This window comes from Legionella lytica, assembly GCF_044626755.1.
Classification (GTDB): Bacteria; Pseudomonadota; Gammaproteobacteria; order Legionellales; family Legionellaceae; genus Legionella; species Legionella lytica_A.
This window is the reverse complement of the sequence record NZ_JBGORX010000004.1, coordinates 129,546-156,260: the sequence shown is the minus strand read 5'-3', so window position 1 is coordinate 156,260 and position 26,715 is coordinate 129,546. Positions and strand designations below refer to the sequence as shown.

Sequence of the window (26,715 nt, the reverse complement as noted above, 5' to 3'; positions counted from 1 at the left end):
TCTGGGGTTCATTTACTGTTTTGTCGTGGGTTTTTGTGAGTCGTCTATGCCCTTTGTTAGTTGGTGAATTTCAGCAATGTAGCCCCCAGGAAATTGAATCATCGCTGAGATACGGCCTCCAGAATTAACTGGCGCTACGAGAATTTTCGCTCCAGCAGCTTGCGCCTTATTTAAGGTTTCTTTGAGGCTGGGTACTTCATAACCGGTCATTTCGTGCCCATAAGGCCAGTTTAAATGGCCATTGGTCACAATTACTAGCATTTTACCAAAGCCTGATTCTATAGACATACGTCGATAAGTAGTTCCCGGTTGCCCAATTTCTATTCCTGAAGCTTTAGGGTCATCCGCAACAATTTTTCCTCGAGCAAAGCTGGAGAAGCGTTGCGCAAATAAATTGGCACGATCTGGAGAAACATAAACTCGATTTTCGGGAATGGTTGCTAAAGGTTCGTAGGAGGGAGGGGTCGTATGCCAATAGATTTGCATGTTCACGCCACCTGGCCACTGAATAATTGCATCTCGACCAATCGGATCAGGAAATGGAGCTACAATCACATCTGCACCCGCGGAACGTGCGGCCAGGATTGCCTTATCAAAATCATTAACCAAATACCCAGTTCGTTCACTGCCAAAGGGATGAGGAACTGGTGTTTTAAAGCCAAAGACAGAAATGGTTCCCGCAGGCGTTAGCGCTAGTTGTGACATTGTTTGGCTGGGGGTAGGCGTTACCTGGAAAACACCTTTCTTCGATGTTTTTCCACCAAAAGTGCTGACAAAACTGGAAACAAAACGGTCAAAATTTTCAGGAGCAACATAAACGTGGGTAGTATCATACTGCGGTCCAACAGCAAAACCTGGGCTTTGCATTGCATGAGCTGTGCAATGGGTCATAATGAATAAAATAAAAGCGCTTATCCCTATTTTCTGCATGAGAGTATCCTTACCAAAATGATTATTAAAGTAAGAGGTTAATGATCTACATCCATTGACCTAGTACTTAGTTCGCTTTTTTTAAAATCGCGTAAAATTATACATTTATTTAAATTTTTTGTAACCATTACCTCTGTTCAGCGTGTAGTGGAAGCCACATAAAATACTGAGCATGAACTATAATTGATCTATTAATAGGGGTGCTCGTTGTGACGCGATAGTTCGGACCAGAAAGAATGCTCTGGATTAAGAAATTACTGGCACCTAAAATTCGGTCTTGCTGCTGATTTATATTAATTCAATTGAGCCTAAGGCTATCTGATTCTTTTATTCCTGCACCTGCGGGAATCTATTTCCTTAAGGCTCCTCATAGGAGAACCTAGAGATGGATACTATTTATTACAATGGTAATTTTAAAGGTTCAGGTATCAGTAAAAAAATTACCGCGGTTGCCATTGAACATCATCGGTTTGTGCAATTTGGTTCAGACGATGAAATCATGAAACTGAAAACCTCATCCACTAAATTAATCGATTTGCATAAGAACACGGTGATTCCTGGTTTAAACGATTCGCATATCCACCTCATTCGTGGCGGTTTAAATTTTAATATGGAACTACGTTGGGATGGGATTCGCAGTCTTAATGAGGCTTTATATCTGCTTAAAGAGCAGGCGGCACGTACCCCAGCTCCGCAATGGGTTCGTGTGGTAGGGGGCTGGACTGAATTTCAATTTAAAGAGCGCAGAATGCCTACCTTAGAGGAAATCAATGCGGTTTCTCACGACACCCCTGTTTTCATTTTACATTTGTACGATCGAGCCCTACTCAATAAAGCTGCATTGAATGCGATTGGTTATGATAAAAATACCCAGGAAATGCCTGGAACCCAAATTCAACGCGATAAATCAGGTAATCCCACCGGAATGCTCATTGCGCATCCTAATGCCATTATTCTTTATTCGGCACTAGCGCAGGGGCCTAAATTGGACCGTAGCGATCAAATTAATTCGACCTTACATTTTATGCGCGAATTAAATCGCCTTGGAATTACCAGTGTCATCGATGCCGGCGGTGGTTTTCAAAATTATCCCGATGACTATGAGGTTGTTCAGCAATTGGATAAAGAAAATAAGCTGACTTTGCGTATTGCCTATAATCTATTCACGCAAAAACCAGGGCATGAATTAGAGGATTTTACGCATTGGACGCAAATCTCAAAATATCAACAAGGAAATGATTATTATCGCCATAATGGTGCGGGAGAAATGCTGGTTTTTTCTGCGGCAGATTTTGAAGATTTTTTGCAACCACGTCCTGATTTACCCGATGTTATGGAAGAGCAGTTAAAACCAGTCGTTGAGGTTTTAGCGCAAAAAAAATGGCCCTTTAGACTACATGCAACCTATGACGAATCCATTGCACGCGCATTAACGGTTTATGAGCAGGTGAACGCTGAATCGTCCATTGACCGATTACACTGGTTTTTTGACCATGCCGAAACCATTTCAGATCAGTCTATTGAGCGTGTGAAAAAGCTTGGCGGTGGGATTGCGATTCAAGACAGAATGGCCTTTCAAGGTGAATACTTCAGTGAGCGTTACGGGAGAGAAAAAACGTTACGCACACCACCAATTACTAAATTGCTAGATGCCGGTATTCCTGTCGGTATGGGCACTGATGCGACTCGGGTTTCAAGTTATAACCCTTGGCTTTGCTTGTATTGGCTCACTACGGGAAAAACGGTGGGTGGGCAATCATTGTATCAAGAAGATAATATTCTTTCGCGCGAAAAAGCATTGGAACTTTATACCAAAGGAAGTGCCTGGTTTTCCAATGACGAAGAGAACAAAGGCTCATTTCTTCCGGATCAATTGGCTGATTTTGCGGTACTGTCAAAAAACTTTTTTGAGATTCCTGATGAGGAAATCAAGGATCTTTATTCCTTGATGACCGTTGTTGGTGGTGATGTTGTGCATGCTTGTGAGCAATTTTCTACATTGAATCCGCCCTTACCGCCAGTAAGTCCTTCCTGGTCTCCAGTAAAGTATTATGGGGGATATAACCACGGTAAACTTTTTACTTCTGCAGCGCGTGTAGTGCACCAACACCATCACTCATCGTCACACTGTGAGCATAAGTCATGGCAATGGAGTGGTTGTTTTTGCTGGGCATTTTAGGTTGCAGGTCAGGGTATTAGTATAAAATTTTATGAGTGATGTAAAAGAAATTAAACGCCCTATACTAACACCTGCCTACTATCATTTGAGCCTCATAACAAAGCTTAGCGGATGCACTACTAATCCCGGAAATTTCTTTTAATCTATTCTAAGGCTTGCATGTCGGACACATACATCTATCAGAATAGCGAATCAAAGGAACAAAGAACATTCTTTGCAGCAAAGCAATAATATTATTTGCGGTGGTGCGTTGAATGCGACCTAGGGACGAATACAAGTCAATATGCCTATTGGTTAACTTAAAAACAGCAATCGAGGTTCTGTGCTTTCGACTGGAACCTTAACCTTTCTTTTTGGAGCTCTGTAAACGAATTCCTTTCTCTTCAATAGTAATTAGACTACGTTTATAAAGTTGACCTATTGCACTTTTAAAATTCTTTTTGCTTTCGGCAAATGCCTGCTGAATTTCTGCAGGTGAACTTTTGTCATGCAAAGCTAAGAAACCACCGGATTGTTCAAGCCTAGTCAGGATACGCTGCGCTAAGTCATTAATGTTGTTTTGTCCTAATTGTCTTAATGTAACATCAATTTTGCCATCGTCACGTATTTTCTTAATGTACCCTTTGATTTTTGTGCCATACATCAAGGGTTGAAAAATATCATCCGAATGGACTAATCCCCAGTGGTGATTATTGATAATTACTTTTCGTCCTAACGGTGTGGTATCGGCAATTAGTAGGTTAACCTCTTCACCAGGTTTAAAACTAGCCTCCGTCTTATCCAAAAAATAATCGATTTTGGAACTGGCAATAATGCGTCCCTGATGATCTTGTTTTAAATAGACAAGGTAGGATTGTCCCTTCTCCATAGGAGAAAGTTGTTCGGGTTTGGGTACCAATAAATCTTTGTCCAAACCCCAATCCAGGAAAGCTCCAACCGCATTGACATCCACTACTTTTAAAAATGCACAGCTACCCAATTTGGCATGAGGTCGTACGGTAGTGGCAATAATTTTGTCCTCTGAATCAAAGTAAACAAAGACATCCAACACATCACCAACTAATGCCCCTTTAGGGATCGATTTATTGGGTAATAGAATTTCGCCCCATTCTCCTCCTTGCAAATACACGCCAAAAGGAACTTCTCGTATCATTTTTAATTTATTAAATTGCCCAATTTTAATCATGAGAAAACTCTTTATTCTAGATTGGTAAAGCTTAACACAGAACCAATAATGTGTTTATTATTTGTTGAGATTGCTACACAATCGCAGCAGATGACGTTTTTTCTAATAAGATTATATCGGTGCCTCGGATGTGCGATATTTTTTTAACTGTTGTTGTTTCCTGGAGGAGTGCCGGTATCTCGGCAAATAAATCAAAACCATGATGTTTTAATGGACGTAATAAAAAATAGGCCTTACCCTTTTCCGAAAGCGAGTTCTCCAAAGCGCGAATATAATTCTGAAATGAGCTATCTAAATAAAATCTACAGCGATTTTTAAATTCAGAAGGAGAAAGTACTCCGTGCCCGACCAGGAAAAAGGGTGGATTGCTGATAATTACATCATATTTACCCTCCCACTCTTTTTCATGTAATTCATCGTAATTGATAAGATGCCAACGGCATTTCAGTTCAGGACGATTGATATGCGCCAGGTTTTGCTGAAAATAGTCGGTATAAATATCTTGGACCTCAATAAAATCAACGTGTCGGATCGCGGGTAGATGCCAGGATAGTTCCATACCAATGACTCCACACCCGGCGCACAGGTCTAAGATGCGTAATGAAGCAAGATCGGCGTAGGACTGTAATTCGGTTGCAACAAATTGCGCGAGCTGAACTGAATCAAGACTAAAATGATATTCGTCAGGTTGTTTGTAATGATAAGTAAAAGGCATTATTGGATTTCTTTTGCATTGGTTAAATCATATGACGGCATAGATGAATTTTTTTTCATTTTAAGTGATTTTCTTGGCCCATTATAGTCTCTAAGCCTCTTTTTCTTCCATCCTGCACGACCTTTTTAATCATTCTGAGAGTAAGTAGACAAAAATAAGCCAGTTTTGTGTCTAATCGCTTTTTTCCCGGAATATCCAAAAACTACTGCCGTGCTATGGGATCGCGACGGGAGAATTTAATCATGTATATTAAGAGATTTTTTTGTGGAAAAAAAGAATAAATTGTTAAGGTTTCCTTAATGTTCCAGCCGTATTATGGGTTTTTATCAACTAAAATGGGTGGAGTCTTGTTATGCCATTTAACATCGATTTATCAATAGGGAAACCTTTTGTTAAGCTGCAAATCACTAAAAATACAATTACACTTTATTTTGCTGGTGCAGAGGTAGAAGTACTTAATTCTGCTATCGAAGCATGGGGATCTTTAGATAGGAATTTTTTAGGCTCTATCCCTGGGTATAATGATGATTGGTTCCGAGGCCCTGACGCTCCTCATATAAAAAGAAATCATACTCATAGAGGTGAAACGGATGTAGATCATTTTCATCTTGAATTTGTCACGGAAGTTACGCCAGAATTGTTGTCTTTGTATCTTAAAAAGTTCTGGGAGCAACAAAGTTCGCATGCAGATGTTAAGTTCCAATTTTTTAGAAAAGGTGAGGTAGAGCATATTTTAGAAATCTTTGAAATTTATTATAAAGAATACAAGGGAAGCTCGGTTGAGGCTTTAGTCGAGGAGCACTCCCGACTCACTGCAGAGGAAAGGGAGAGTTATGATAGGGCGTTGCAAGCTGAGCGAGCTATAGAGGCGCTAAAATTTTTGACTATGTTTACTGTTCCAGGAAGAGCAAAGTCGACATCGATGCATGCTTCTGAGGAAAATTGTCTCATAATGTAAATCATATTTCCTTGTGCTAAAGCTCACTTTGGCACAAGGGGCTGTGCATTTAAATAATGTGCCAGGCTCTAGGGTAACATCAGACGCTATTATCGTACGTTTGTTGCATGTAGGCTCGTGTGTGCTGGTCTGCATGATTTTTATAACCTTGATAATAACAACGAGCAATCAGATTGATTAGCGGATCAGTGACTCCGTTTAAAAATGCATAGTGAGTGTTATCAGAACAATGGTGTGCCTTATGATGTTCTTTGGAAAGCAATATGTGATGATTCTGCAGCCAGAGGATCAATCGATTTTTTTTAGTGGCGTTGTGACACCAATAATGAGACAACTCGGCAATAGATGAAAAAATACCAAAGGCAACCAATCCAGTATTTAAAAAAACGCTTAAATGGACGCTGAATTGAACCCCCACTAAAACTAATAAATACGTCAACAACCAAAATTTAGTTCCCGACTCATCAAAATAAACTCGTAATGGATGCCTTACGGTATAAAAAAATTTCGCATGATGTAGATGAAATGCAGCAATATAAGGCCCGGCTGCAGAGTTATAATAAGTATTATTATCCATATACATATGTACTAAACCATTAATAAAATCAGTAGCGATATAGGCAACAATCAAAACCAGAATTAAATAAAAACAGGAAGTACTTTCATAGGTATCAATTAAATTAAATAAGGTCATTGCCTGCAGCGAAATAACTAAAAATGACACCAGGCGCTCAAAGGATTTGTATCTCCAATGGCTTAAATACTTTTGAATGGCATGCATAAATTCATTAACTTTATTATCACTATAGGAGTTTAAACTGGCCATTTTTTATATCAAGTATGATTAATTTTAGAGAGGCCTTAATGATATCATTAATACACAATATTTCCTTGATGAATTAATGATTTGACGCAGGACATTCTCGAAACTACTTCAGCAGAGCAGCTTGCGTCAAGGAAAACCATATTGGCGTCATCACCAGCTTTAGGCCATTGTTGTTTTCCTTGGTCATTCAATGGCAGAATTTTATTGGTCGCCATTTTCAGTAATCGCGATAAGGCGAACTCTGTTTCCAAGCCGTATAAATCAGCAGCTATATTCGCTTTTTGTAGTAAATTTCCCGAGCCTAAAGTACCCCAGTGGTCTTGGATATTGTCATTTCCGATTACTACCTTAACGCCATGTTTCCACAAAGTGGGGAGGGGCATTACCATATTGTTTCTAAATGGTACGGCGGTGGCGATACCAATTTTCGCTTCTGCCAGTCTGCTGGCAAGGCGTTCAACTTCTTTTTCTGGAAGAAAAGCGAATACATAAGCATGGCTAATATAAACTTTGCCCGCAAGTTGGGGATTTTCTAATGCCTTATCAACCAGGTAATCAATAGTGTTAACGCCCGAATTGCCGGTTTCGTGGAGATGGATATCAATTCCTTTATTATGTTCTAATGCTAGGGCGACAGTAAAATCGATTGGCTTTTCAATGCTTCCATCAATCGAAGTTGGATCGAGCCCTCCAAGAAATCCTACACTTTTAAACTGGGCGACTTCTCTCATTAAGGATTCGGTTTGGGTGTAGTAAATACCATGCTGGGGAAACGCAACTAATTCGGCGCTAAACGAGTCTTTTTTATGTTCTAACGCAATTTCCAGATGCTCTAATGAGTTTAAACCGGAGCTCGGTTCAATGTTAAAATGGGAGCGCGCGTAGCTTATTCCATAGGATTGCAGTAATTCGATTAATTGTTCGCTACGGTGTATCGAGGTGTTCAATAATTCAGGAATAATGTGTTGTTCCAAAGCGATCATATCTTTTATGGTTCTGCTTTTTCCAGGCACGGCTTTCCAGGGTAAACCGTATAAAGTTTTATCAAGGTGTACGTGCATATCTTTAAAGGCTGGAAGCATCAACATGCCTTTGGCATCGAGTGCATGTTCATTCGGAGCATTGGCTAAAACATTAGTAATTTTGCCATTGGCTATTTCTACCAAAAATAAATCAGTTCTAGTGCCTGAGATTTCCCCTTCCTCATAGATAAAACCTGTTTCGAGACGCACATTTTTAAAGACGATGCTTTGTTTTACGGTATTCATAATGGGCCTACGTTGATCTGGTTTACCACTAAGTAATAGCCAATTTTTAGCAACACTGCAAAAGAGCAGGACTCATTGGCACCTTTTGGACTAGCTCAACTTCCTTTATCAAAGGTGAGAAGAATGGGGCAGGGGGCTGATTTAGTGTCTCTACATTCCTTCACCAATTGTGAGAGTGAATCGCGAGCTTCGGTTAATTCTGCAATTTTTAAATTAAGCTTATCAACCCGTTTTTGTGCGAGAGCTCTTACCTGATCCCGATCATTTTGGGCATCTAATTCCAAGAGCTCTTTAATTTCTTTTAGCGTAAACCCAGCTTTTTTGGCTGAAAGGATGAATTTTAAGCGGGCGATATCTTTATTGCCGTAACGCCGTATTTTTCCCTCACCTAGCTCCTTACTCACTGCTGGAATATGAAGGAGCTCTTTACGTTGATAATAACGAATCGTTTCTACCCCCACGTCACAGGATTTAGCAAATTCACTAATGGTTTTATTATCCATCGCTTGACTCCGTACTATGGTACATACCCTATATTTGAATTATGGATCAACGGAGAATGAAAATGAACAACGTAGTCATTAAAAAAGCTACTCTTTACCGTATGGTAATGCCCAAACATATTTGTCCTTATGGTCTTAAGGCAAAAGATTTATTGCAACGCAGAGGGTATGTAGTAGAAGACAATTGGCTTACTACTCGGGAACAAGTAGATACCTTCAAAGAAAAACACCATGTTAAAACTACCCCGCAAACGTTTATCGATGGGGAGCGAATTGGCGGCTATGATGATTTATGTCGGTATTTTGGCAAAAAAGTAAAAGATCCTAAGGAAAAAAGCTATCGTCCAGTCCTGGTGCTGTTTGCAATTACGGCACTTATGGCTATGGCCATGAGCTATGCCGTTTTACATAGTCCTTTTACATTGAACGCCTTAGGCTGGTTTATTTCTTTTAGCATGGTGGTTCTTGCGCTGCTTAAGTTACAGAATATTGAGGGCTTCGCAACTATGTTTCTAAATTACGACCTCTTAGCTAAGCGTTGGGTGCCTTATAGCTATATTTATCCTTTTGCGGAAGCTTTAGCGGGTATTTTGATGATTGCCCATGCGTTAAATTGGATTTCTATTCCAATTGCTTTATTTATCGGTAGCATTGGTGCTTTTTCCGTATTTAAAGCAGTTTATCTGGATAAGCGTGAGTTGAAATGTGCCTGTGTTGGCGGTGACAGCAATGTCCCTCTAGGCTTTATTTCTCTTACGGAAAACCTAATGATGATTGCTATGGCTATAACGATGTGGCTTAGGTAAGTCTTTAAGACTGATTGGATAATAGGTTGATTAATGTATCTGAATAGGGATTGGCAATGAGCTGTTCTTTTTGAGCCTTAGACAGTTTTTTAATATAGCGTTCTATGCGCATGGCAATGGATTTACCCGTCTTAACTTCCCAGTTTTGGACAATGGCGATGGGTTTGAAACTGCGGGTGTACTTACTGCCTTTTCCTGAAAGATGCTGTTGAAAACGCTTTTCAAGATTGTCCGTATAGCCTGTATAATAGCTTTGATTATTACAATGTAAGATATAAACCCAATAACTTTTTTCGGACATGTTTTGCAGTATAGAACATTGATATTCGGTTGATTTAATCTATATGATATGCGGGTTGCGTGTCATGAAGCAAGTTATCACGTCTATCTATATTGATTTTATAAGCGTAATTTAGTATTTTGCCGGCCTTTTAAACAAAGAGGATGTTGAAAAATGGCCATACCAAGTCAAATTCTTGCGGATTTACGTCTATTGGGGGTTCCTACCAATGCAACATCAGTAGATGTCATGCGAGCCTTCAGGGCGGCGGCGAAAAAACATCATCCTGATAAAAATAGTGGAAATGAAGTGGTGGCTGCGGAGAAAATGCGGGAGTTAATTAAGGTTTGCGAGCGTTTAAAAGCTTATTTTGAATTGAATGCACAATTACCTATCTCAGCGAGTCACGAGCAAGATGAGGCGGAACAGCATTACGTAACCGCATCCAAAGCTTATGTTAAGCATGTCTATGCATCCAGTAGTTGCCTTGTTCCCGCTCAGATTGAGCTTGAAGAAGGGATTCCCTTAGACGAAGAATGCACTTTTTATGCTGCTTGTCCTTTTTTAGCGATTTCACTCGATTATGATCCTTATGCATTTGAGGAAAATATGGGCAGTGCCAAGCAGCGATATTTCAAGTTATTTGTCAATTTGGACAAGGCAAAAAGTCACTTAAAAAAGTCACAGAGTTCCATGTCTCTATGTGGAGCAGTGGATTTTCTACGCTATGATCTCAAACGTTATGGTTATATGGCTTCAGGAATTATTTATTCATTCCGGGGGTACCCTCGGGTGATTAGTGAGTGTTTTGCGCGAGGCGGAGTTGAGGCTTTAATTCCCTTAATCACCGCGTATCATGTGGAGCAGTTATTTGCCTTGAGTGGCGAGCAAAAAAAATGCTTTCAGACTATTCAGGAGCTCTCAGGTGCTTCAGTTGAGTTTGGCGTATTGCTGAAAGATTTTCATGAAAAAACAAAGCTCAATGGAGCTACAGTGAATGTACCGTTTATTAGTAAGCAAATTCCCATTGAGATTGTTGAAGCTTATCTCGACGAAAAGCCCGCTCCGCTGGCTATTGCCGCTGGGGCAAACGCTTCAGCAGGTAACTTAGCATTTTTCCATAGAGATGATGTGAGTGAACCTTCTGCATCAGCTCCTGCTGAACTAACGCCAAGAATCCCTTTTAACCAATGTTAAGATACTCGGTGTGGAGGATTGAAATCGGGCGATAAGCCAACTTCACATGGGAATTTGGGTGAAGTTGGCGGCACATTACTTTTTGTGAAGGTTCGTACGAGGCTTCTCTGCTATTGTTTGGCAACAGGTGTACTTTAACCATGAAGTACACCAGTTTTTGCATATACTTATACTAGAGACTGTTCACTCTGCACGTTACGGCAAAACTCTGAATCGAGAACTCTATTCACGGATAAGAGGGCTTGAAAAAATGATTATTACAATAACTAATTGATTTAAAATATATATTTTAAGGGTTGGTGTGATTGTTCCTTTAATTTTATTACTGGCCGCAGCCTGCGTTATTTATCTTTCTTGTGAATTTTTTGTTAACGCTATTGAATGGGTGGGGCATAAATTTAATGTCACCAAAAATGCAACGGGGACCATCCTGGCTGCCTTTGGCACCGCGCTTCCTGAGAGTGTGGTAACTTTTGTCGCAGTAGTTTTTGGTAATACCCCCGAGCAAAAAGATCTTGGGGTCGGGGCGGCCATTGGCGGTCCATTGGTTTTGGCCACGGTTGCTTATGCTGTGGTGGGTTGGGTGTTTATGGCGCAAAAAGACAATCATGGAAAGAAACTTATATCCCAGATTACGGAGCGTCGCCTAGGAAAAGATCAGCGATGGTTCATGAGCATTTTTATTTTTAAAATAGCACTGGGGTTATTTGCTTTCGCATTTAAACCTTGGCTTGGAATCGTCTTTTTGCTGGCTTATGCACTTTATGTGCGACAGGAGATGACAGGAGAAGATGATCCTGAGCATTTGGATTTTATTGAGCCGTTGAAAATAAGACCTCATGATGCAAACCCTTCACAATCCTGGGCATTGTTACAGACGGCGCTGTCCTTAATTGTTATTTTTATCAGTTCACGTGTATTTGTTCATCAACTGGAAATTCTAGGGCCAATCTTTGGATTGCCACCACAAATGGTGGCTTTGTTATTAAGTCCCATCGCGACAGAGCTTCCAGAACTCATGAATGCACTGATCTGGGTGCGTCAGGGAAAGCAAATATTAGCTTTGGCGAATATCAGTGGGGCAATGATGATTCAGGCCACTGTTCCGAGTGCTTTAGGAATATTTTTTACTCCCTGGATTTTAGATAAAGCATCTATATGGGGGGCTGTAATTACCTTATTGTCGATTTTTGGGCTGTATTTATTGTTGCAAAAAAGTGCGTTAAATGCTGTGCGTTTGGCGTATTTTGGATTGTTTTATGCGGTATTCGCTGCGGGGCTCTATTTTATTTAAGCGGTTAAGTTTGCGCGAGCATTTTTGCGAAATGCGCTATTACATTGTTGGTTTCCTGTAAGCGAGTTATTTGATAAGAAAACTTAAGGGTAGGCTCGATTGTTTTATTCAGTATCTTTTGACATCCAGATTTATTAAATAAACTTATTCAAGTTACTCTTCCCTGCACTAGTTTCTCTTGCTATGGTAGTCAGGATTTTTTATAAAATGAATACATAGGAATTTTTAAGGATAAATACATAAGGATATAAAATGCTCAATCCACGTGAAGTGAAGACTGCAGAAGACGCAAAACGCATCGTTGAAGAGAGGCAATTAAGCCATGTCAAAGTGGGTATTTTTGATGTCGATGGTGTAATGCGTGGCAAGTATATGAGTCGCAGTAAGTTTTTTTCCGCTTTGGATAATGGCTTTGCATTTTGTGATGTAGTTTTGGGGTGGGACACAAAAGATAAGCTTTATGATAATGTTCATTATACCGGTTGGCATACAGGTTATCCCGATGCCACTGTACGTGTTATTCCCTCCAGTTGTCGTGAGTTAGTTGTAGAAGATAATCAATTATTATTTCTGGCTGAATTTTCTGAAAAGGCTGAAACAATTTGCCCTCGTGCGGTGTTACGACGCGTCCTCGAAAAAGCAAAAAATATGGGTTTTGATGCTTATGCCGCATTGGAATATGAATTTTTCGTTTTTGATGAAACTGCTGAAAGTGTTCGGGCCAAAGGCTTTCGTGATTTAAAAACGATTACTCCGGATAATTTTGGTTATTCCATCCTACGTAATACTGTTCATGCCGAATTTTATCATCAGATTTTAGACATGAGTGAGGCAATGGATTTTCCTATTGAGGGACTACATACCGAAACAGGTCCAGGGGTCATAGAGGCCGCGATTGCGGTTGATTCAGCAATGAATGCCGGTGATAAGGCCGCGCTATTTAAAACCTTTATGAAAATCCTTGCGCAGCGCAATCAAAAAATGGCGACCTTCATGGCGAAATGGTCCATGGATTACCCTGGGCAAAGTGGTCATATTCATATTTCACTTAAAGACTTGGAAGGGGGTTCCGCATTTTATGATCCCGCTAATGCTTATAATATGAGTCGAATTCAACGCCAGTTCCTGGCAGGACAACAAGCGTTAATGCCAGAGTTACTCGCGATGTTTTCACCTACAATCAATAGTTATTCACGTTTGATCCCAGGCTATTGGGCTCCAACCGATGCAACTTGGGGTGTTGAAAACCGTACTACCGCATTGCGAGTCATTCCTGGTAATGAAAAATCGCAACGTATTGAATATCGTCTGGGATCTGCTGATGCCAACCCCTATCTGGCTTTGGCGGCTGCAATCGGCTCAGGTTTGTATGGCATTGAACAGGAAATGGAACCCAGAGAGGAAATTAAAGGGAATTCATATGCAGAGACACATGATAAAGAATTAGCATTGCCACGAACTTTATGGGATGCCGCACAAAATCTTAAAGCATCCCGAACCGCACATGCTTTATTTGGCTCCGATTTCGTAGCCCATTTTGCCGCAACTCGGGAATGGGAGGAGCGTGAATTCAGAAGACATATTACAGACTGGGAATTAGATCGTTATTTTGAAATTATTTAGGGACCAAAATGAAATTTAAAACATATTCTCCTATTGATAATTCGGTGTATGTAGAGCGTTCTTTTGCCACTCAACAGGATATTGATTTGGCATTGGAAAATGCACGTGCCGCACAAAAATTATGGCGCCGTGCCTCACTTGCAGAACGTGAGGAATATTGCCAGGCGGCAGTGGATGTTGTGGTTGCTAATAAAGACGCGATTGCTTTGGAGTTAAGTTGGCAAATGGGGCGGCCCATTCGCTACACTCAAGGCGAAATTAATGGGTTTGAAGAGCGGGCAAGATATATGATTGTTGCAGCAAAAACCGCTCTGGAGCCGATTGAATTACCTGAAAAAGAAGGCTTTATTCGTTATATTAAGCGAGAGCCTTTAGGGATTAATTTGGTCATTGCCCCCTGGAATTATCCATTCCTCACTACCGTGAATTCGGTGATTCCTGCAATTATGGCCGGAAATGCAGTGTTGTTGAAAAGCTCTGCACAAACCCCTCTGGTTGCCGAGCGATTAGCCCAAGGATTTAAAGAAGCGCGTTTGCCGGAAGGGGTTTTTCAATATTTACATCTGAACCATGCCGACACCGCACAATTAATTCATTCTGCGGATATCAATGCTGTTGCATTCACTGGCTCCGTTGCTGGTGGTGAGATGGTGGAACGTGCTGCAGCAGGTCGTTTTATTCATATAGGCTTAGAGTTAGGGGGAAAAGATCCCGCCTATGTGCGTGCAGACGCTGATCTGCAACACGCAACAGAAACGGTGATGGATGGTGCTTTTTTTAATTCCGGTCAGTCTTGTTGTGGGATTGAGCGTGTTTATGTGCACCAGGATGTTTATGATGAGTTTTTAGCTAAGTCGGTGCAATTGGTAAAGCAGTATCGTTTAGGACGTTCGGATGATCCCGAAACAACCTTAGGCCCAATGGTACGTGCAGAAGCTGCTGATTTTGTGCGCGGACAAATCAATGAGGCTGTAGAGCAGGGTGCCGTAGCACATATAGATAGCCGCGACTTTGCTTTAGACAAACCAGGATCTGCTTATTTAGCTCCACAAATATTAACTGAAGTAACGCATCAGATGCGGGTGATGAATGAGGAAACCTTCGGTCCCTTAGTTGGCATCATGAAGGTGGCGAATGATGAAGAAGCCATTGCCTTAATGAATGACAGTGAGTATGGATTGACTGCTGCAGTGTTTACCCAAGACCTGAACGAAGGTATTGCCATCGGAGAACAATTACAGACGGGTACCTTCTTTATTAACCGCTGTGATTATCTGGATCCCGCTTTGGCATGGACGGGGGTAAAAAACTCGGGAAGAGGTTGTACTTTGTCCTCTGTAGGATATGAGTTCTTGACGCGCCCCAAGTCCTTTCATATTAAAAAAATAGGAATTTAAACAGATGCTGAAAGCTAATTGGAATTACCCCACAAAAATTCGTGTGGGCAGGGGACGACTCAATGAACTACCCGCAGCGTGTGCGGAGTTGGGAATGAAAGCGCCATTATTGGTTACCGATCCTGGCTTAGCCACTTCGGTATTGGTAGAAAACACCTTGGCATTGATGCATGAAGCGGGAGTAAAAACTTCCGTTTTTTGTCAGATTAAAGCCAATCCAACCGGTGAGCAGGTCCTCGATGGTGTTACAGCCTATCGTCAGGGATCTCATGATGGTGTGATTGCTTTTGGCGGTGGTTCAGCACTTGATGCGGGCAAAGCCATTGCGTTGATGGTGGGGCAACAGCGATCTTTATGGGATTTTGAAGATGTGGGTGATAATTGGCTGCGCGTTAATGTGAAAGCAATGGCTCCGGTAATTGCCATCCCCACGACCGCAGGGACTGGCTCTGAAGTCGGTCGAGCTTCGGTCATTACCGATAGTGCACAGCAAATCAAGAAAATAATTTTTCATCCAAATATGCTGCCTGCTTTAGTCATTCTTGATCCAGAGCTCACCGTTGGTTTGCCCAAACCGATTACTGCGGCAACCGGAATGGATGCTTTATCACATTGTTTAGAGGCCTATTGTGCTCCTGGTTATCATCCTATGGCTGAAGGGATTGCTTTAGAGGGAATTCGCTTAATAAAGGAGAATTTGTTACTTGCATACTACGAAGGGACTAATCTTGCTGCACGTACGAATATGTTAGTGGCTTCATCGATGGGAGCCACTGCATTTCAACGTGGTTTAGGAGCCATGCACGCATTAGCACATCCTTTAGGCGCCTTATACGATGCCCATCATGGTCGTCTTAATGCCATTTTAATGCCTTATGTGCTCCGTGCTAATCGTTCGATGATTGAAGAGCGCATAGGCCGTTTGGCAGGTTATTTGTCTCTTAATCGCGGGTTCGATGGGTTTTTAGACTGGATTATCCAAATGCGATTGGAGTTGGGAATTGAGTCTACCTTGGCAGAAATAGGGATTGATACGGCACAAATAGATCGCCTTGCCACGATGGCAACAGAAGACTCTGCGTCAGGTTCGAATCCTATCCTATTTACCCAACAACAATACAAAGACATTCTCTATTCAGCATGTAACGGATATTGAGGTATTTATGAATCTTGGAATTTTAAATTGTGATCGAGTGAGTGAGGTATTTGCAGTACATTACGGACAGTACCCGGATATGCTGTCCGCACTGTTCCAACCCATAGATCCCAAGATGACGTTTACCGTGTTTAATGCAGTCGACGGAGAACTACCAAACAATGTTCATGCCGCAGATGCTTATTTAATTACCGGAAGTAAATACGGTGTGAATGATGGTTTTCCGTGGATTGCTGCACTGGAAGAATTCATACGCATTTTACATGCCACACCCAAAAAAGTGATTGGTATTTGTTTTGGCCATCAAGTTATTGCCAAGGCTCTCGGGGGAACAGTAATTAAATCTCCAAAGGGCTGGGGCATTGGTGTATTACAAAATCAGATCATACAAACTAAAGAGTGGATGCATCCACCAAGACCCCATTTCAATTTACTGGCCAGCCATCAAGACCAAGTGATTACGCTCCCACCGGGGGCCCAATTATTAGCAAGTAGTGAGTTTTGTCCTAATAACATGATGCAAATAGGAGAGACGATGTTAAGTTTACAAAGTCATCCCGAGTTTATTAAGGCTTATGCTAAAGAGGTAATGCAATCACGCCAAAATATTCTTGAAGAGAAAGTTCTAGCTCAAGGCTTACGCTCTTTAGAGCTAGAACATGAACATACATTAATCGCACAATGGTTGGTTAACTTTTTAGCCGCGAGCTAGTGGCAGCACCTTTTGTAATACACCATGATAATTGTTTCTTGTCTCTCGATAGTGGTTGTTAAGATAGCTATCTTACAGTTGATCTAATCGTAAAGACTGTTTCACTAACCAAAAATCATGCCATGGGTCTTCTTTTAATTGAGCTAGCCGCTTGGGCAATGTTTTAATCGTATAGCTATTTTCTTCAATTCGAGTGCCAAGTTCATCCCAGGCTAGAGGCGTGGAAACAGGGGCATGAAGTCTGGCCCGTGTAGAATAGGCCCCTATAGCGGTAGCCGTTCGTTGATTTCTTAAATAATCCACAAATATTTTGCCCTTTCTTTTAGACTTACTCATGGTGCTAATGTATTCGTTCGGTTTTAGTTTTTCTAAAAATTTAACAAAAACCTGAGTGAATTCTTTAATAGTATCCCAATCGTATTCTGGAATAATTGGGATGACCACATGAAGTCCTTTGCCTCCAGTACTTTTGACAAAAGATTTAAGTTGGTATTGAGCCAAATGATCGCGTACCTCAATGGCAGCTGCTACTACTTGTTTCCAAGGGATATCCGGAGCGGGGTCTAAGTCAATCACCAGCGTGTCGGGTTGTTCGATGTGAGTAATACGGCTACCCCATGGATGAATCTCTAAAACGCCCATTTGCACTAAACTCAACAATCCTTCTCGATTGTTCAGGTAAATATAGCGTTCACGATTTTCATTGTCTGGGTCATCAAATGGATTTAATGTTTCGGGAGTGGACTCATTAAAATGTCGTTGGTAAAAGCATTGACTGTAATTAGAAGGGCAGCGCACTAAAGTCAAAGGTCTTAAAGAAATATACGGTAATATGTAGTCACTGATTGTTTCATAATAAGTCAGTAAATCTTTTTTTGTAATTTTATCTTCTGGATAAAGAATTTTATCTGGATGAGTAATCACAAAGGGAGCTTCTGATTTTTGGGATGAGTTTTTTTCCTTTTTTATCTCTTTTAAAGGAGTTTCTACCTCACGTCTCACATTCCTCGCTTTTTTATCTAAACGTATTCCTTTAAAACTTGGATGACGGATGTGCCCCTCTGTTGTCCATTCAGTAAACTCTACTTCACACACCAAGTTGGGTTCAAGCCAATGTGCAGTAGTATAGCCAGGAGGTTTGCTGTTAAACGGGTTTTTTGAGGCTTTATTTTCTTTGAGGAGCTTATTAATTTCATTTAATGATTTTTCAGTAAATCCAGTGCCCACATTTCCGGTAAAGTCTAATGTGCCTTTGGTGTTATAAGTACCTAAAAAAAGTGACCCAAAATGAGAACGCTCTCCTTTAGGCACGGTGTATCCTCCAATGACAAATTCTTGTCGTTTTAAGCATTTAATCTTTAACCAGCCCTTGCTTCGTTTTGACAGATAGGGGGCTGAAGCAAGTTTGGATATCACCCCTTCCAATGCATGCCCACATGAATACTGAAATAGTTTCTTGCCTTCTTTAAGAATGTGCTCGCTGTAATGAAGGGAGGGGATATTTACCGAGAGTAAATTTTTTAAAATCGCTTTACGTTCTATTAAAGGGAGCGATTTTAAGTCATACCCATCCAGGTACAGAATATCAAAGATAAAGTAGATAAATGATGCTTTCAGTGGATTTTTCACTGCATTTTGAAGTAATTGAAAGTCGGAACGTCCTTGTTCGTCTAAAACGACGACCTCACCATCCACCAGTATTTGTTTAAAAGGTAAAAGACTGATTGCTTCTACTATTGAGGGAAATTTATGAGTCCAGGAATTATTATTTCTCGATTTTAGATCTACCTCAGCACCATTTTTATAGGCAAGAATACGATACCCATCCAATTTAATTTCATGAAGCCATTGTTTACCTACTGGCGGTTTATCAACTAAAGTAGCAAGCTGGGGTGGAATAAACCCAGGAAATTCACTTTGTTCTAAATTCTGGGGTAGGGTGATAGTAGGTTTTTTCGGGGTCTTCGGTTTATGTTTAGGTTTTGACTTGGCTTTTTGTTCTCCAGAAGAGCTCCATACACGATCATAGTGGGAAGCAATTTCGTCAATACGGTAATTAGAAATAACGCTTTTATCGAGAGCTTTGGTAATATCATATTTTTCTTGGCTTTGGGCAAATTCATCCTCATGTTTGATTAAAAACCAATGTTTTTCATCTTTAAAACGAATTAAATCCCATCTCCCGTTAAGCTTTTCTGCATGAAGAATAAAACGCAAATGCCCTTTTTCATAGGCATCATAAGGTTTTTCATCTAACGGCTCCCAAGTTCCCTTATCCCATAACATGACTGTACCCCCACCGTACTGCCCCTTGGGAATAATTCCTTCAAAGCTGCCATATTGAATGGGGTGGTCTTCGACATGCATGGCTAAGCGTTTTACTTTGGGATCTAAGGACGGTCCTTTAGGTACGGCCCAACTTTTTAATACTCCGTGGAGTTCAAGGCGAAAATCATAATGAAGATGACTGGCTGCATGTTTTTGAATAATAAAAAGGCGAGGATGCTCTTTGCTTATTTTTCCCTTAGGTTCTGGAGTTTTTGAGAAATCTCTTTTTTTGTAATATTGACTCAGATCCATAATCATTCCTTTGTAATATGAATAGTCCAATTGTTAGTAATTTATTAGGAGCGGGTATATTGATTCCTTTCAACAAGAGATCTTTAATTTAGAAAGTACTGTACAGAATGATGAAGGCCACCTAAGTGGCCTTCCAGCGGCCTAGGCGTTAACTAAAAGAACCTGGTCGCATTTTAATTATAGATATTAAATCAAATTGTGTCAAATTCGAACTATTTTGTATTAAGCTTGAAATGGGTAATTGGTGGTTTGTATTTACATTTACTGATGGTTTAATGCTTAGCATGAAAAAATGAGATATTTTATTCCATGAATTCATGGGCGAAGTAGTTGAACTTGTAGTGTTCGCAAATCAATTAGGTGTTGAGGAGAACATCTAGTTGCCCATTCTATACCGATTAGTAGAGGAGAGGGGGTGTTTTTTAACTAACACGCGGGCGGTCTTAATCAGCAATGGGAGAGCGCCGCATCCTCAATATTCTCGCTTCTTATCTCTATTCGACCAACACCTCGATAAATTAAAGAGCTCAATGACTGGCAGAGTCAATGATTTTGGGATTTGCATCCAAATTAGCAAGAAATCAAAACTGCGGTTTTATTATTTAATGCAGAGAGCAAAATAGATAATCGATCATAATGGGATAATTCGAAAGCAGGTACTACTTTGTTTTCAGAGGGCATTGAGTTTGAATTAAGAATTTCTCCATTCACTACGGTTATTCTTTTTTGGGATGATTGAATCATTAAGTTGGAATTATATAAGCGTGAAATCATTTTGCTTTTCCGCCTCGCTTCCGCGGCGCGTAAAAAAATACGCGCTATTTTTCGTGCCATTCGTTCTTCTAAAGACAAATCCTTTTCGGGGTTTTTTTTCTTTTCATTCGTCCACCATTTTTGAAAAGCACCTTTTTCATAAGTTCGCTCAAACTGTTTTAATAGTGTGTAGCCAATAAATAGGCTCGAGCGTATGCCTAGTTGTTGAATGACGAGATGCTCTAAACGGTGTGTTTTTAAAAAAAGGAGCCAAGCATTTTTTAGTTGCTCCGTGCTCAAGTGCTCCTCTCCATAATCCATTGCTTCATGGTTTTTTAGTGCATGGATTAATTCCATTAACCAGCTTAGTGCATCCTGAGGTTTATGGGGCCATTAATGTAGATGGAGTCTCTGAGTTTGGATAATGCAGTATACTCAGGGTCATAAAAAATCAGGCTTGTGCGCTCTAATGTGAGTAACACATTGTAAGGTGGCGACCATTTTTTTATTTCATCCGATTCAAGTAAGGCTGCTTCCAAGGGGGTATCGCACTCAATGGTTTCAATGTTCCAGACTTGAGCGAGCATTTCTAATTTGCGGCGGTCTCGATTTTTAACCCCGCGAAAATAGGAATTTACGCGTGTTTTTAACGAGGTTGCTTTTCCAATGTATAAAATCGTTGCGTCTTCAGCCAGCATGCGATAAACCCCGGGTTTTTCCGAAATAGTTAACCTGTCGAGCCGCTCAATGTTGTATTCATAACGAATGGGTTTCTTTTCAGAAGGTCTGCGAGCTAACCAGCGTTCAAGACTTGAATAGCAGGATACATTGGCTGCAAGAAGTTTGGGTAAAAGCTGCTGCCACACATATAGGGTCATGGATACATGAGAGAGGATTTCATTTTTTGGGGTATTGGGCCATTTATAATACCCCGCGATTGCTTTTAAATTGTGGCTGGGGAGATGGGGTAAGAGGCGTTTCGCAATTTTTTGTGAGCAGAATAATTTAAAATTTAACTCGTTTGTTTGCGTCTGCTCTAAATAAAACTGCTTTAAAAAACTTTTTTCAAATTGCGCATAATGCGCAATTACTATGGCCTCAGGGCCGAGTTCATTTAATGCCTGCTGCAATTGGTTAAATACTTTTTGAGGTTCCGTGCTGTGTTCTAAGTCTGCTGCAGTAAGATGAAGCATTTTTTTTATTTTGCTCGGAATGAACGCCTCATTTAGTTTGAGGGTCCACTTTTGAATATCAAGAAAATGCAATGAGGTTGGGTTAAAGATACTCCACCCTATTTGCAATAGCTGGCCGGTGCTGGGGTGCATACCCGTTGTTTGGCAATCGAGAATGAGAATTTTTTTATGGGAGAGCTCAGTCATTGGCACTTAATACCGCTGATTGAGTTTCTTTGATTTGCAATTCTAGATGATTATTAGGATAGACTTGATTCCAGAAGGATTGCACATCCTTGATAATTGATGTGGAAATCAGCTCTTGGGGCTTTTCAGAAAACCAATCTTTGGGCATGCATTGGCTGTATGGAGTATGAAGAAAACGATTATCCATTAATACAATTAAGCCTCTGTCTGTTTCACTGCGAATGACCCTTCCTGCTGATTGAATGGCTTTAGCCATGGCAGGATAAGTATAGGCGTATTCTTGCCCCTGCTTATAATAAGTGTCGTAATAGCGTTTCATTTGTTCACGCTCCCAATCAAAAGACGGAAGTGGAGGGCCAATTATAAACGCCCCAATAGCGAGTTCACCAACGTAATCAATTCCTTCGGCAAACATGCCCCCTTGCACGGCAAAAAATAAATGATTCTTATTTTTTTGATGAAGCCGCATGAGAAGCGATTTTGTTTCTGGTGCCTCCATTCGGCGCTCTTGTCGAATTAGCGTAAATAGGGACGTGCTCGGCATTTGCGCATAAATTTGTTCTAAAAATTCGAAGCTTGGGAAAAATACAAAATAGTTGCCTGGCTTTAAGGCGGAGAGCCGAACTATGACCTCAATTATTTTATGACTATTTGATTTTCTATCTCGGTATTTGGTGGATACCTGAGGAATAACGAGCAATTTACGATTATTTGGTGAGAAGGGTGAAGAAAATTCTTCCGTGTACAAACAGGCAGTGTTTAATCCGATAAGCTGGCTGTAGTAATCAAAGGGTTTTAAGGTGGCAGAAAAACCAATAACTTGTTGGAAGTAGGTATAGTGTTCTTTTAAAAAGCTAGACGCATCACAGCAATTAATTTTTAAGGCATGATGTTTGGGGTGGAATGAAATAAAAAACTCATCGCCTCCTTGATTCACAAACTCAAGTGCTGCGGTAAAGTCGGACCAGTAATTAAACAATTTTAAAATTGGATCATCGCTTTCGATGGTTAAATCTGATTCTAAATAATCAGTAAGCAATTGATTTAATTTTTCTTCTTGTTTTTTAAATACTTCTTCTGGGGCTTTGGTGAGGTGGGGTTTATCGACGTTGGGGAGCGCACACTCATCAATAATGGTGATGCATTGGTGGATCATTATTGTAAGTTTTTTCTGAAAGGGGTGTGGGTATCTATCGAGTGCATCTAAATAGCGTTCAAAAAAAGCGACTTCCAATACGGGGGAAAAATAATCCATGCCACGGCTTGGTAAATTGTGCACCTCATCAATGACTAAATTTGGTTTCTCTTGTTCGCCAAGTTTTACGCTGACTACTTGCCCTGGTGTATTCGTTGAAGAAAATACATAGTTGTAATCGCCTATCACTACATCGGAAAAGGCAATACTCTGCATCTGCAACTCGTAAGGACATACTTGGTAGGTTGTTGCGAGCTCTCGAAACACCGCTGCATCCAAGTTCTGGTTTTTTTGAAGCTTCTTTAATACGTTATTATTACTGCATTTTGTGTAATGATTTTCCGCAAACTCACATTGTTTACTCGTACAAATCGGTTCATTTTTCATGCATAATTTTTTTTTAGCGGTAAGCATTAGAGAAGAACACGCAGAGCCTTTTTCTTGAAGCAAGTGAACCGCATTTAAAGCGACATGGTGTTGGCTGTTCTTAGGGGTTAAATAGAGTGTCTTTTGTCCGCGGCTTAAGGATTCCTTGAGTGAGGGATACAAAATAGCCATCGACTTACCTAACCCGGTGGGGGCTTGAATCAGCATGGGCCTTTGGTTCTTCATGGAGGATTTAACAGATTCCATTAATTCTTTTTGATGAGGGCGTGGTTGAGTAAAAGGAAAACTAAGTAGACTACTTTGCTGTTTTCGACGCGTAATGCGTTTTTTTGATTCTTTGATTTCTACTACGAGCTCATCTAGGCGGCGAGTTAACCATTCCTCAAAAGCCTCTTGATTAAATTCTAACACCAAGGGGTAGGTTTTTTTATTGCGTAAGGAAACAATTAATAAATTTAATTTGGGAATGGTCTTGGTTTTTAACCAATGAATGTAGCCATAGATTTGTAATTGCAGCCAATACGGATGGGTGTAATAGTTGTCTGCAAGCACTTCGATTAGTTTTTGAGGGTCAAAAGCAGTTTTAATTTCCTCAATTCGTAGGGGGTCTTCCTGGTAAATGCCATCCATTCGCCCGGAAAGGTTAAAAAAATACTGTTTATAAGAAAGCTGATGAACGACATTTACTTCGGGTGTGTAGTTGTCATGTAATTTAAGTTGTTTGTATTGAAGGCTTTGATGCGCTTTAATGGCGAGTTTGGATGTCAGGTTAAAACCAGAATAGGTATCAATACTTCCTTCTCGGGGAGAGGGAAGCGCTAGCTCTGTAACTGATAAGTTAAATGTTTTCATTACAACAACAATAAGAAGAGGTAGTGCGTCAAGTTAATATGGGTCATTTTTAGTCAAAATTAGGTCTTGCTCATGATAGCATAAAGGCCCTGAAATGGAGAGTAGTTGTCCATTTATAAAACATCCTCGCCCGATTAGGCCTCTTTCTTTTTCTGTGTTTGTTTCGTGCGGCCTGTCGACTTGGTTTTCTTTGCGGCACGGTCGCTCTTTTTTTGCATGCTTTCTTTCAGCAAGGAGATGAAGTCAACAACGGACTCTTTGCTCTGGGTTGCTGTAGAGGGTATTTTCTTGCCTGACTTTTTAAGCTTCTCTGTTTCTTTCTTCAGCCACTTTTCCATAGTCTCTCGGTACTCATTCTGGTATTTTTCAGGATTCCAAGGATGGCTCATGTCTTTAATTAACGCTTGGGCCATTTTAATTTCTTTATCGGTTATCTTATAGGTTTTAAGTTCTTCTTTAGGCACGTTAATTTCATCTTCCTCGCGTATTTCATCTGCAAAATGGATAAGGTAGAGTAATAACGCATGTTCGTGGGGAATGATAAGGCTTAACGATTCTTTGGTTCGGATAATGACCTTGGCGACCCCTACTTTATTGGATTTTTTTAAAGCCTCACGCAACAGAACATACGCTTTTTTATTTTTACTTTCAGGTTGGACATAATAGGGTTTCGAATAATACAGGCTGTCTATTTGGTTGAGGTCCACAAACTCCTCGATATCAATAAGCTTAAATAAGTCTGGGCTTGCTTTTTCGAGTACCTTTTCATCTACTATAAGATAGCTGCCTTTCTCATACTCCCATCCTTTTACAATATCATGCCACGGCACCTCTTTCCCAGTCTCTTCACTGACTCGCTGATAGCGCACGCGAGATTGTGTTTTCGAGTCTAAAAGATGGAATTTGAGTTCATTGTTTTCTTCAACAGACACTAGAGAGACAGGGATGGAAACAAGACCGAAGGAGATTTCACCTTTCCAAATGGATTTAGCCATAATTCTTCCTTTATTATGGATGCTTAGTTAATTCTAGACTATTAAAAACGATAAAGAAGGGGTTTTCTATAAATTGATTAGGTTATCCATCCACCAGGAGAAGCTAGGTTGACCTGTGCGTATAAGTCCGTTGGTTGAGTAAACCAAGTTGAGGAAGGCCGAAAATACGGCGATGCCGCTGAATCTTAAAAATAAGAAATATCTTACATGCAATTAGTCGCTTAGCTGCTGGTTAATCCAAATAGTTTTTCTATAATGAACTCGTTTGGCACAGCGTCAATTGACAGGACGTCAGCCTTAAGGCCTTATTGGCCTCAAGGTGTATTGTCGCTGTGCACAAACACGATCAACAAATCCCTATCTCATTCATGATTCGTTTTTTATTTAGTTCGCTCCATCGCAATGCATCATATCGATTTTTTTATTCCTATCCATTGTCAGAGGGAAATGTGTCAGCTAATTCCAGCAGTATAGTTTATTGCACGCGACATAATGAAGTTAAGGAGTAAGGTTCTCTGAATTATTCAGGCCTCTTCAATGTAAAAGGCTTTTAACCTTCCTCCTAGTTGTGCGCGTATGAGGGTGAGATATTTTGAAGGTTTCTGCAGTATCTATCGTAGTGTGTTTTTTCTTGCTCTTGGAGTCTGTACAAAGTTTTCAGAAAAAGCGCCAAATAACCCATTCAAGAATGGGGAGCCTAGGAACAGGCAATAAATACTTCATTAATCCCCCTTCATGGGCATCCTAAAATAATTGAGGCTTTTTTATTGGCTTTGGATGAATAACCTGTGTTTTCAGAGATCACAAGTCGGGTAGTAAAATTAATTAATGAAAATTCCTTTATATTTTAACTAAGTTAAAGCTGTAAGTGGTTTTATATCTTGCTAGATGTGCAGTGTTAGGCCATAATTTAAAACACTTCATGCATGAAGGAACATTGACAAACAAATTTATAGGGAGATTTATTATGAACAATCACACTAAAAATGATGGAAAAGGTCATAATTTAAACCAAGAGGATCGCATTAAAGGTGGTGAGCATTCTCATAAAGGTACCCCCAAGAAACAAACTAATCTTTCACAAGACGATAAAAGAAAAACAGAAAAGCCTCATAAGTAAAAAAATGCTTGCCTTCTGCAATGGAAGGCAAGCTTAGCCTAAATACTGAGCCCATTAAAATAAATATGCGATTTACCGCTAACAAAGGGGTGCTAAGAAGTACGATAATAAATGCATTCCACTTTTAGGATTAGCAAAATCTTGCCGGTCAGGGAACCAATTATCAGTTGAATTGGGCATTTGTCACTAAGAGACATTCTCTGGTAAAGCTAAGAGTCATTATTCTTCTATTTAATTTCAATTTTGAGCTCGCATTTCTCATTCGCCTCTTCATGCTCAAATCCACCTATATCTGCGGGGACATAAATGCGCTCTTTGTTGAAAACCTTTGTTCTCTTATCCTTTGTTGATGTTGAAACCAGAGCGGTAATCAATAATAAATAGGGCTATCCAGTTTAGGAGTTGAGCCCGCGAGTAGTGAAGG

The 26,715-nt window shown here is 40.3% G+C and carries 22 protein-coding genes; 10 read left to right on the top strand and 12 right to left on the bottom strand.

Annotated elements, in window-relative coordinates; genetic code table 11:
- Nucleotides 1-12: 12 nt before the first annotated feature.
- Nucleotides 13-930, bottom strand: a complete 918-nt coding sequence (locus tag ACD661_RS11565; RefSeq protein ID WP_400188018.1) for a glyoxalase — start codon at nucleotides 928-930, stop codon at nucleotides 13-15.
- 385 nt (nucleotides 931-1,315) lie between these two features.
- Here ACD661_RS11565 and ACD661_RS11560 point away from each other — a divergent pair, with 385 nt between their 5' ends.
- Complete coding sequence (locus ACD661_RS11560; RefSeq protein WP_400188017.1) at nucleotides 1,316-3,109, top strand: amidohydrolase; 1,794 nt, start codon at nucleotides 1,316-1,318, stop codon at nucleotides 3,107-3,109.
- A gap of 340 nt (nucleotides 3,110-3,449) precedes the next feature.
- Here the strand turns inward: ACD661_RS11560 and ACD661_RS11555 are convergent, their stop codons facing one another.
- Both ACD661_RS11555 and ACD661_RS11550 read right to left on the bottom strand, forming a co-directional pair.
- Nucleotides 3,450-4,295, bottom strand: a complete 846-nt coding sequence (locus ACD661_RS11555) for a CvfB family protein (RefSeq protein ID WP_400188016.1) — start codon at nucleotides 4,293-4,295, stop codon at nucleotides 3,450-3,452.
- 73 nt (nucleotides 4,296-4,368) lie between these two features.
- Nucleotides 4,369-5,010 carry a methyltransferase gene (locus ACD661_RS11550; RefSeq protein ID WP_400188015.1) on the bottom strand — a complete coding sequence of 214 codons (642 nt, stop codon included), beginning with the start codon at nucleotides 5,008-5,010 and terminating at the stop codon, nucleotides 4,369-4,371.
- A gap of 352 nt (nucleotides 5,011-5,362) precedes the next feature.
- Between ACD661_RS11550 and ACD661_RS11545 the strand changes: the two genes are divergently transcribed.
- Complete coding sequence (locus tag ACD661_RS11545; RefSeq protein ID WP_400188014.1) at nucleotides 5,363-5,968, top strand: hypothetical protein; 606 nt, start codon at nucleotides 5,363-5,365, stop codon at nucleotides 5,966-5,968.
- A 79-nt stretch (nucleotides 5,969-6,047) separates the two neighbouring features.
- Here the strand turns inward: ACD661_RS11545 and ACD661_RS11540 are convergent, their stop codons facing one another.
- The 3 genes from ACD661_RS11540 to ACD661_RS11530 all read right to left on the bottom strand — a co-directional run bounded on the left by ACD661_RS11540 (nucleotide 6,048) and on the right by ACD661_RS11530 (nucleotide 8,565).
- The gene (locus ACD661_RS11540; protein WP_400188013.1) at nucleotides 6,048-6,794 is read right to left on the bottom strand and encodes a fatty acid desaturase CarF family protein; all 747 of its coding nucleotides are present in this window, start codon (nucleotides 6,792-6,794) and stop codon (nucleotides 6,048-6,050) included.
- Between the two features lie 47 nt (nucleotides 6,795-6,841).
- On the bottom strand, nucleotides 6,842-8,062 hold the full coding sequence (locus ACD661_RS11535; protein WP_400188012.1) for an amidohydrolase: 1,221 nt from the start codon (nucleotides 8,060-8,062) through the stop codon (nucleotides 6,842-6,844).
- A 95-nt stretch (nucleotides 8,063-8,157) separates the two neighbouring features.
- Nucleotides 8,158-8,565 carry a MerR family DNA-binding protein gene (locus ACD661_RS11530; protein ID WP_400188011.1) on the bottom strand — a complete coding sequence of 136 codons (408 nt, stop codon included), beginning with the start codon at nucleotides 8,563-8,565 and terminating at the stop codon, nucleotides 8,158-8,160.
- 62 nt (nucleotides 8,566-8,627) lie between these two features.
- On the opposite strand from ACD661_RS11530, the gene ACD661_RS11525 reads away from it, so the two are divergent.
- Entirely contained in the window at nucleotides 8,628-9,371 is a 744-nt protein-coding gene (locus ACD661_RS11525; protein WP_400188010.1) for a MauE/DoxX family redox-associated membrane protein, read from the top strand.
- Between the two features lie 4 nt (nucleotides 9,372-9,375).
- On the opposite strand, the gene ACD661_RS11520 is transcribed toward ACD661_RS11525, so the two are convergent.
- Nucleotides 9,376-9,672 (bottom strand): GIY-YIG nuclease family protein, encoded by a 297-nt coding sequence (locus ACD661_RS11520; RefSeq protein ID WP_400188009.1) that lies wholly within the window; start codon nucleotides 9,670-9,672, stop codon nucleotides 9,376-9,378.
- Nucleotides 9,673-9,825: 153 nt separating this feature from the next.
- Between ACD661_RS11520 and ACD661_RS11515 the strand changes: the two genes are divergently transcribed.
- From ACD661_RS11515 to ACD661_RS11490, 6 genes are all read left to right on the top strand, one after another.
- Nucleotides 9,826-10,848: a J domain-containing protein gene (locus ACD661_RS11515; protein ID WP_400188008.1), complete on the top strand. Its 1,023-nt coding sequence runs from the start codon at nucleotides 9,826-9,828 to the stop codon at nucleotides 10,846-10,848.
- Nucleotides 10,849-11,149: 301 nt separating this feature from the next.
- Nucleotides 11,150-12,142 carry a sodium:calcium antiporter gene (locus ACD661_RS11510; RefSeq protein ID WP_400188007.1) on the top strand — a complete coding sequence of 331 codons (993 nt, stop codon included), beginning with the start codon at nucleotides 11,150-11,152 and terminating at the stop codon, nucleotides 12,140-12,142.
- A 252-nt stretch (nucleotides 12,143-12,394) separates the two neighbouring features.
- Complete coding sequence (locus ACD661_RS11505) at nucleotides 12,395-13,765, top strand: glutamine synthetase family protein (protein ID WP_400188006.1); 1,371 nt, start codon at nucleotides 12,395-12,397, stop codon at nucleotides 13,763-13,765.
- A gap of 8 nt (nucleotides 13,766-13,773) precedes the next feature.
- Nucleotides 13,774-15,162, top strand: a complete 1,389-nt coding sequence (locus ACD661_RS11500) for an aldehyde dehydrogenase family protein (protein ID WP_400188005.1) — start codon at nucleotides 13,774-13,776, stop codon at nucleotides 15,160-15,162.
- Between the two features lie 4 nt (nucleotides 15,163-15,166).
- Complete coding sequence (locus ACD661_RS11495; protein ID WP_400188004.1) at nucleotides 15,167-16,318, top strand: iron-containing alcohol dehydrogenase; 1,152 nt, start codon at nucleotides 15,167-15,169, stop codon at nucleotides 16,316-16,318.
- A 7-nt stretch (nucleotides 16,319-16,325) separates the two neighbouring features.
- Entirely contained in the window at nucleotides 16,326-17,030 is a 705-nt protein-coding gene (locus tag ACD661_RS11490; RefSeq protein ID WP_400188003.1) for a glutamine amidotransferase-related protein, read from the top strand.
- 72 nt (nucleotides 17,031-17,102) lie between these two features.
- Here the strand turns inward: ACD661_RS11490 and ligD are convergent, their stop codons facing one another.
- The 5 genes from ligD to ku all read right to left on the bottom strand — a co-directional run bounded on the left by ligD (nucleotide 17,103) and on the right by ku (nucleotide 25,171).
- On the bottom strand, nucleotides 17,103-19,610 hold the full coding sequence (gene ligD / locus ACD661_RS11485) for a DNA ligase D (protein ID WP_400188002.1): 2,508 nt from the start codon (nucleotides 19,608-19,610) through the stop codon (nucleotides 17,103-17,105).
- A gap of 570 nt (nucleotides 19,611-20,180) precedes the next feature.
- Nucleotides 20,181-20,720 carry a hypothetical protein gene (locus ACD661_RS11480; RefSeq protein WP_400188001.1) on the bottom strand — a complete coding sequence of 180 codons (540 nt, stop codon included), beginning with the start codon at nucleotides 20,718-20,720 and terminating at the stop codon, nucleotides 20,181-20,183.
- An 8-nt stretch (nucleotides 20,721-20,728) separates the two neighbouring features.
- The gene (locus ACD661_RS11475) at nucleotides 20,729-21,742 is read right to left on the bottom strand and encodes a GIY-YIG nuclease family protein (RefSeq protein WP_400188000.1); all 1,014 of its coding nucleotides are present in this window, start codon (nucleotides 21,740-21,742) and stop codon (nucleotides 20,729-20,731) included.
- Nucleotides 21,735-24,176: an ATP-dependent DNA helicase gene (locus ACD661_RS11470; RefSeq protein ID WP_400187999.1), complete on the bottom strand. Its 2,442-nt coding sequence runs from the start codon at nucleotides 24,174-24,176 to the stop codon at nucleotides 21,735-21,737. The genes ACD661_RS11475 and ACD661_RS11470 overlap by 8 nt, the downstream gene beginning before the upstream one ends.
- A 134-nt stretch (nucleotides 24,177-24,310) precedes the next feature.
- Nucleotides 24,311-25,171, bottom strand: coding sequence for a non-homologous end joining protein Ku (gene ku, locus ACD661_RS11465; RefSeq protein WP_400187998.1), 861 nt, complete (start codon nucleotides 25,169-25,171; stop codon nucleotides 24,311-24,313).
- Nucleotides 25,172-26,138: 967 nt separating this feature from the next.
- Here ku and ACD661_RS11460 point away from each other — a divergent pair.
- Nucleotides 26,139-26,291, top strand: a complete 153-nt coding sequence (locus tag ACD661_RS11460; protein WP_400187997.1) for a hypothetical protein — start codon at nucleotides 26,139-26,141, stop codon at nucleotides 26,289-26,291.
- The last annotated feature ends 424 nt before the right edge of the window (nucleotides 26,292-26,715 follow it).

Bases quoted from the DNA above. Each gene is read 5' to 3' on its own strand.
- ACD661_RS11495 (WP_400188004.1), top strand. From the start codon at position 15,167: ATGCTGAAAGCTAATTGGAATTACCCCACAAAAATTCGTGTGGGCAGG.
- ACD661_RS11475 (WP_400188000.1), bottom strand. From the start codon at position 21,742: ATGACTGAGCTCTCCCATAAAAAAATTCTCATTCTCGATTGCCAAACA.
- ACD661_RS11520 (WP_400188009.1), bottom strand. From the start codon at position 9,672: ATGTCCGAAAAAAGTTATTGGGTTTATATCTTACATTGTAATAATCAA.
- ACD661_RS11550 (WP_400188015.1), bottom strand. From the start codon at position 5,010: ATGCCTTTTACTTATCATTACAAACAACCTGACGAATATCATTTTAGT.
- ACD661_RS11535 (WP_400188012.1), bottom strand. From the start codon at position 8,062: ATGAATACCGTAAAACAAAGCATCGTCTTTAAAAATGTGCGTCTCGAA.
- ACD661_RS11540 (WP_400188013.1), bottom strand. From the start codon at position 6,794: ATGGCCAGTTTAAACTCCTATAGTGATAATAAAGTTAATGAATTTATG.
- ACD661_RS11470 (WP_400187999.1), bottom strand. From the start codon at position 24,176: ATGAAAACATTTAACTTATCAGTTACAGAGCTAGCGCTTCCCTCTCCC.
- ACD661_RS11565 (WP_400188018.1), bottom strand. From the start codon at position 930: ATGCAGAAAATAGGGATAAGCGCTTTTATTTTATTCATTATGACCCAT.
- ACD661_RS11515 (WP_400188008.1), top strand. From the start codon at position 9,826: ATGGCCATACCAAGTCAAATTCTTGCGGATTTACGTCTATTGGGGGTT.
- ACD661_RS11500 (WP_400188005.1), top strand. From the start codon at position 13,774: ATGAAATTTAAAACATATTCTCCTATTGATAATTCGGTGTATGTAGAG.
- ACD661_RS11530 (WP_400188011.1), bottom strand. From the start codon at position 8,565: ATGGATAATAAAACCATTAGTGAATTTGCTAAATCCTGTGACGTGGGG.
- ACD661_RS11525 (WP_400188010.1), top strand. From the start codon at position 8,628: ATGAACAACGTAGTCATTAAAAAAGCTACTCTTTACCGTATGGTAATG.
- ku (WP_400187998.1), bottom strand. From the start codon at position 25,171: ATGGCTAAATCCATTTGGAAAGGTGAAATCTCCTTCGGTCTTGTTTCC.
- ligD (WP_400188002.1), bottom strand. From the start codon at position 19,610: ATGGATCTGAGTCAATATTACAAAAAAAGAGATTTCTCAAAAACTCCA.
- ACD661_RS11555 (WP_400188016.1), bottom strand. From the start codon at position 4,295: ATGATTAAAATTGGGCAATTTAATAAATTAAAAATGATACGAGAAGTT.
- ACD661_RS11490 (WP_400188003.1), top strand. From the start codon at position 16,326: ATGAATCTTGGAATTTTAAATTGTGATCGAGTGAGTGAGGTATTTGCA.
- ACD661_RS11460 (WP_400187997.1), top strand. From the start codon at position 26,139: ATGAACAATCACACTAAAAATGATGGAAAAGGTCATAATTTAAACCAA.
- ACD661_RS11560 (WP_400188017.1), top strand. From the start codon at position 1,316: ATGGATACTATTTATTACAATGGTAATTTTAAAGGTTCAGGTATCAGT.
- ACD661_RS11545 (WP_400188014.1), top strand. From the start codon at position 5,363: ATGCCATTTAACATCGATTTATCAATAGGGAAACCTTTTGTTAAGCTG.
- ACD661_RS11505 (WP_400188006.1), top strand. From the start codon at position 12,395: ATGCTCAATCCACGTGAAGTGAAGACTGCAGAAGACGCAAAACGCATC.
- ACD661_RS11480 (WP_400188001.1), bottom strand. From the start codon at position 20,720: ATGGAATTAATCCATGCACTAAAAAACCATGAAGCAATGGATTATGGA.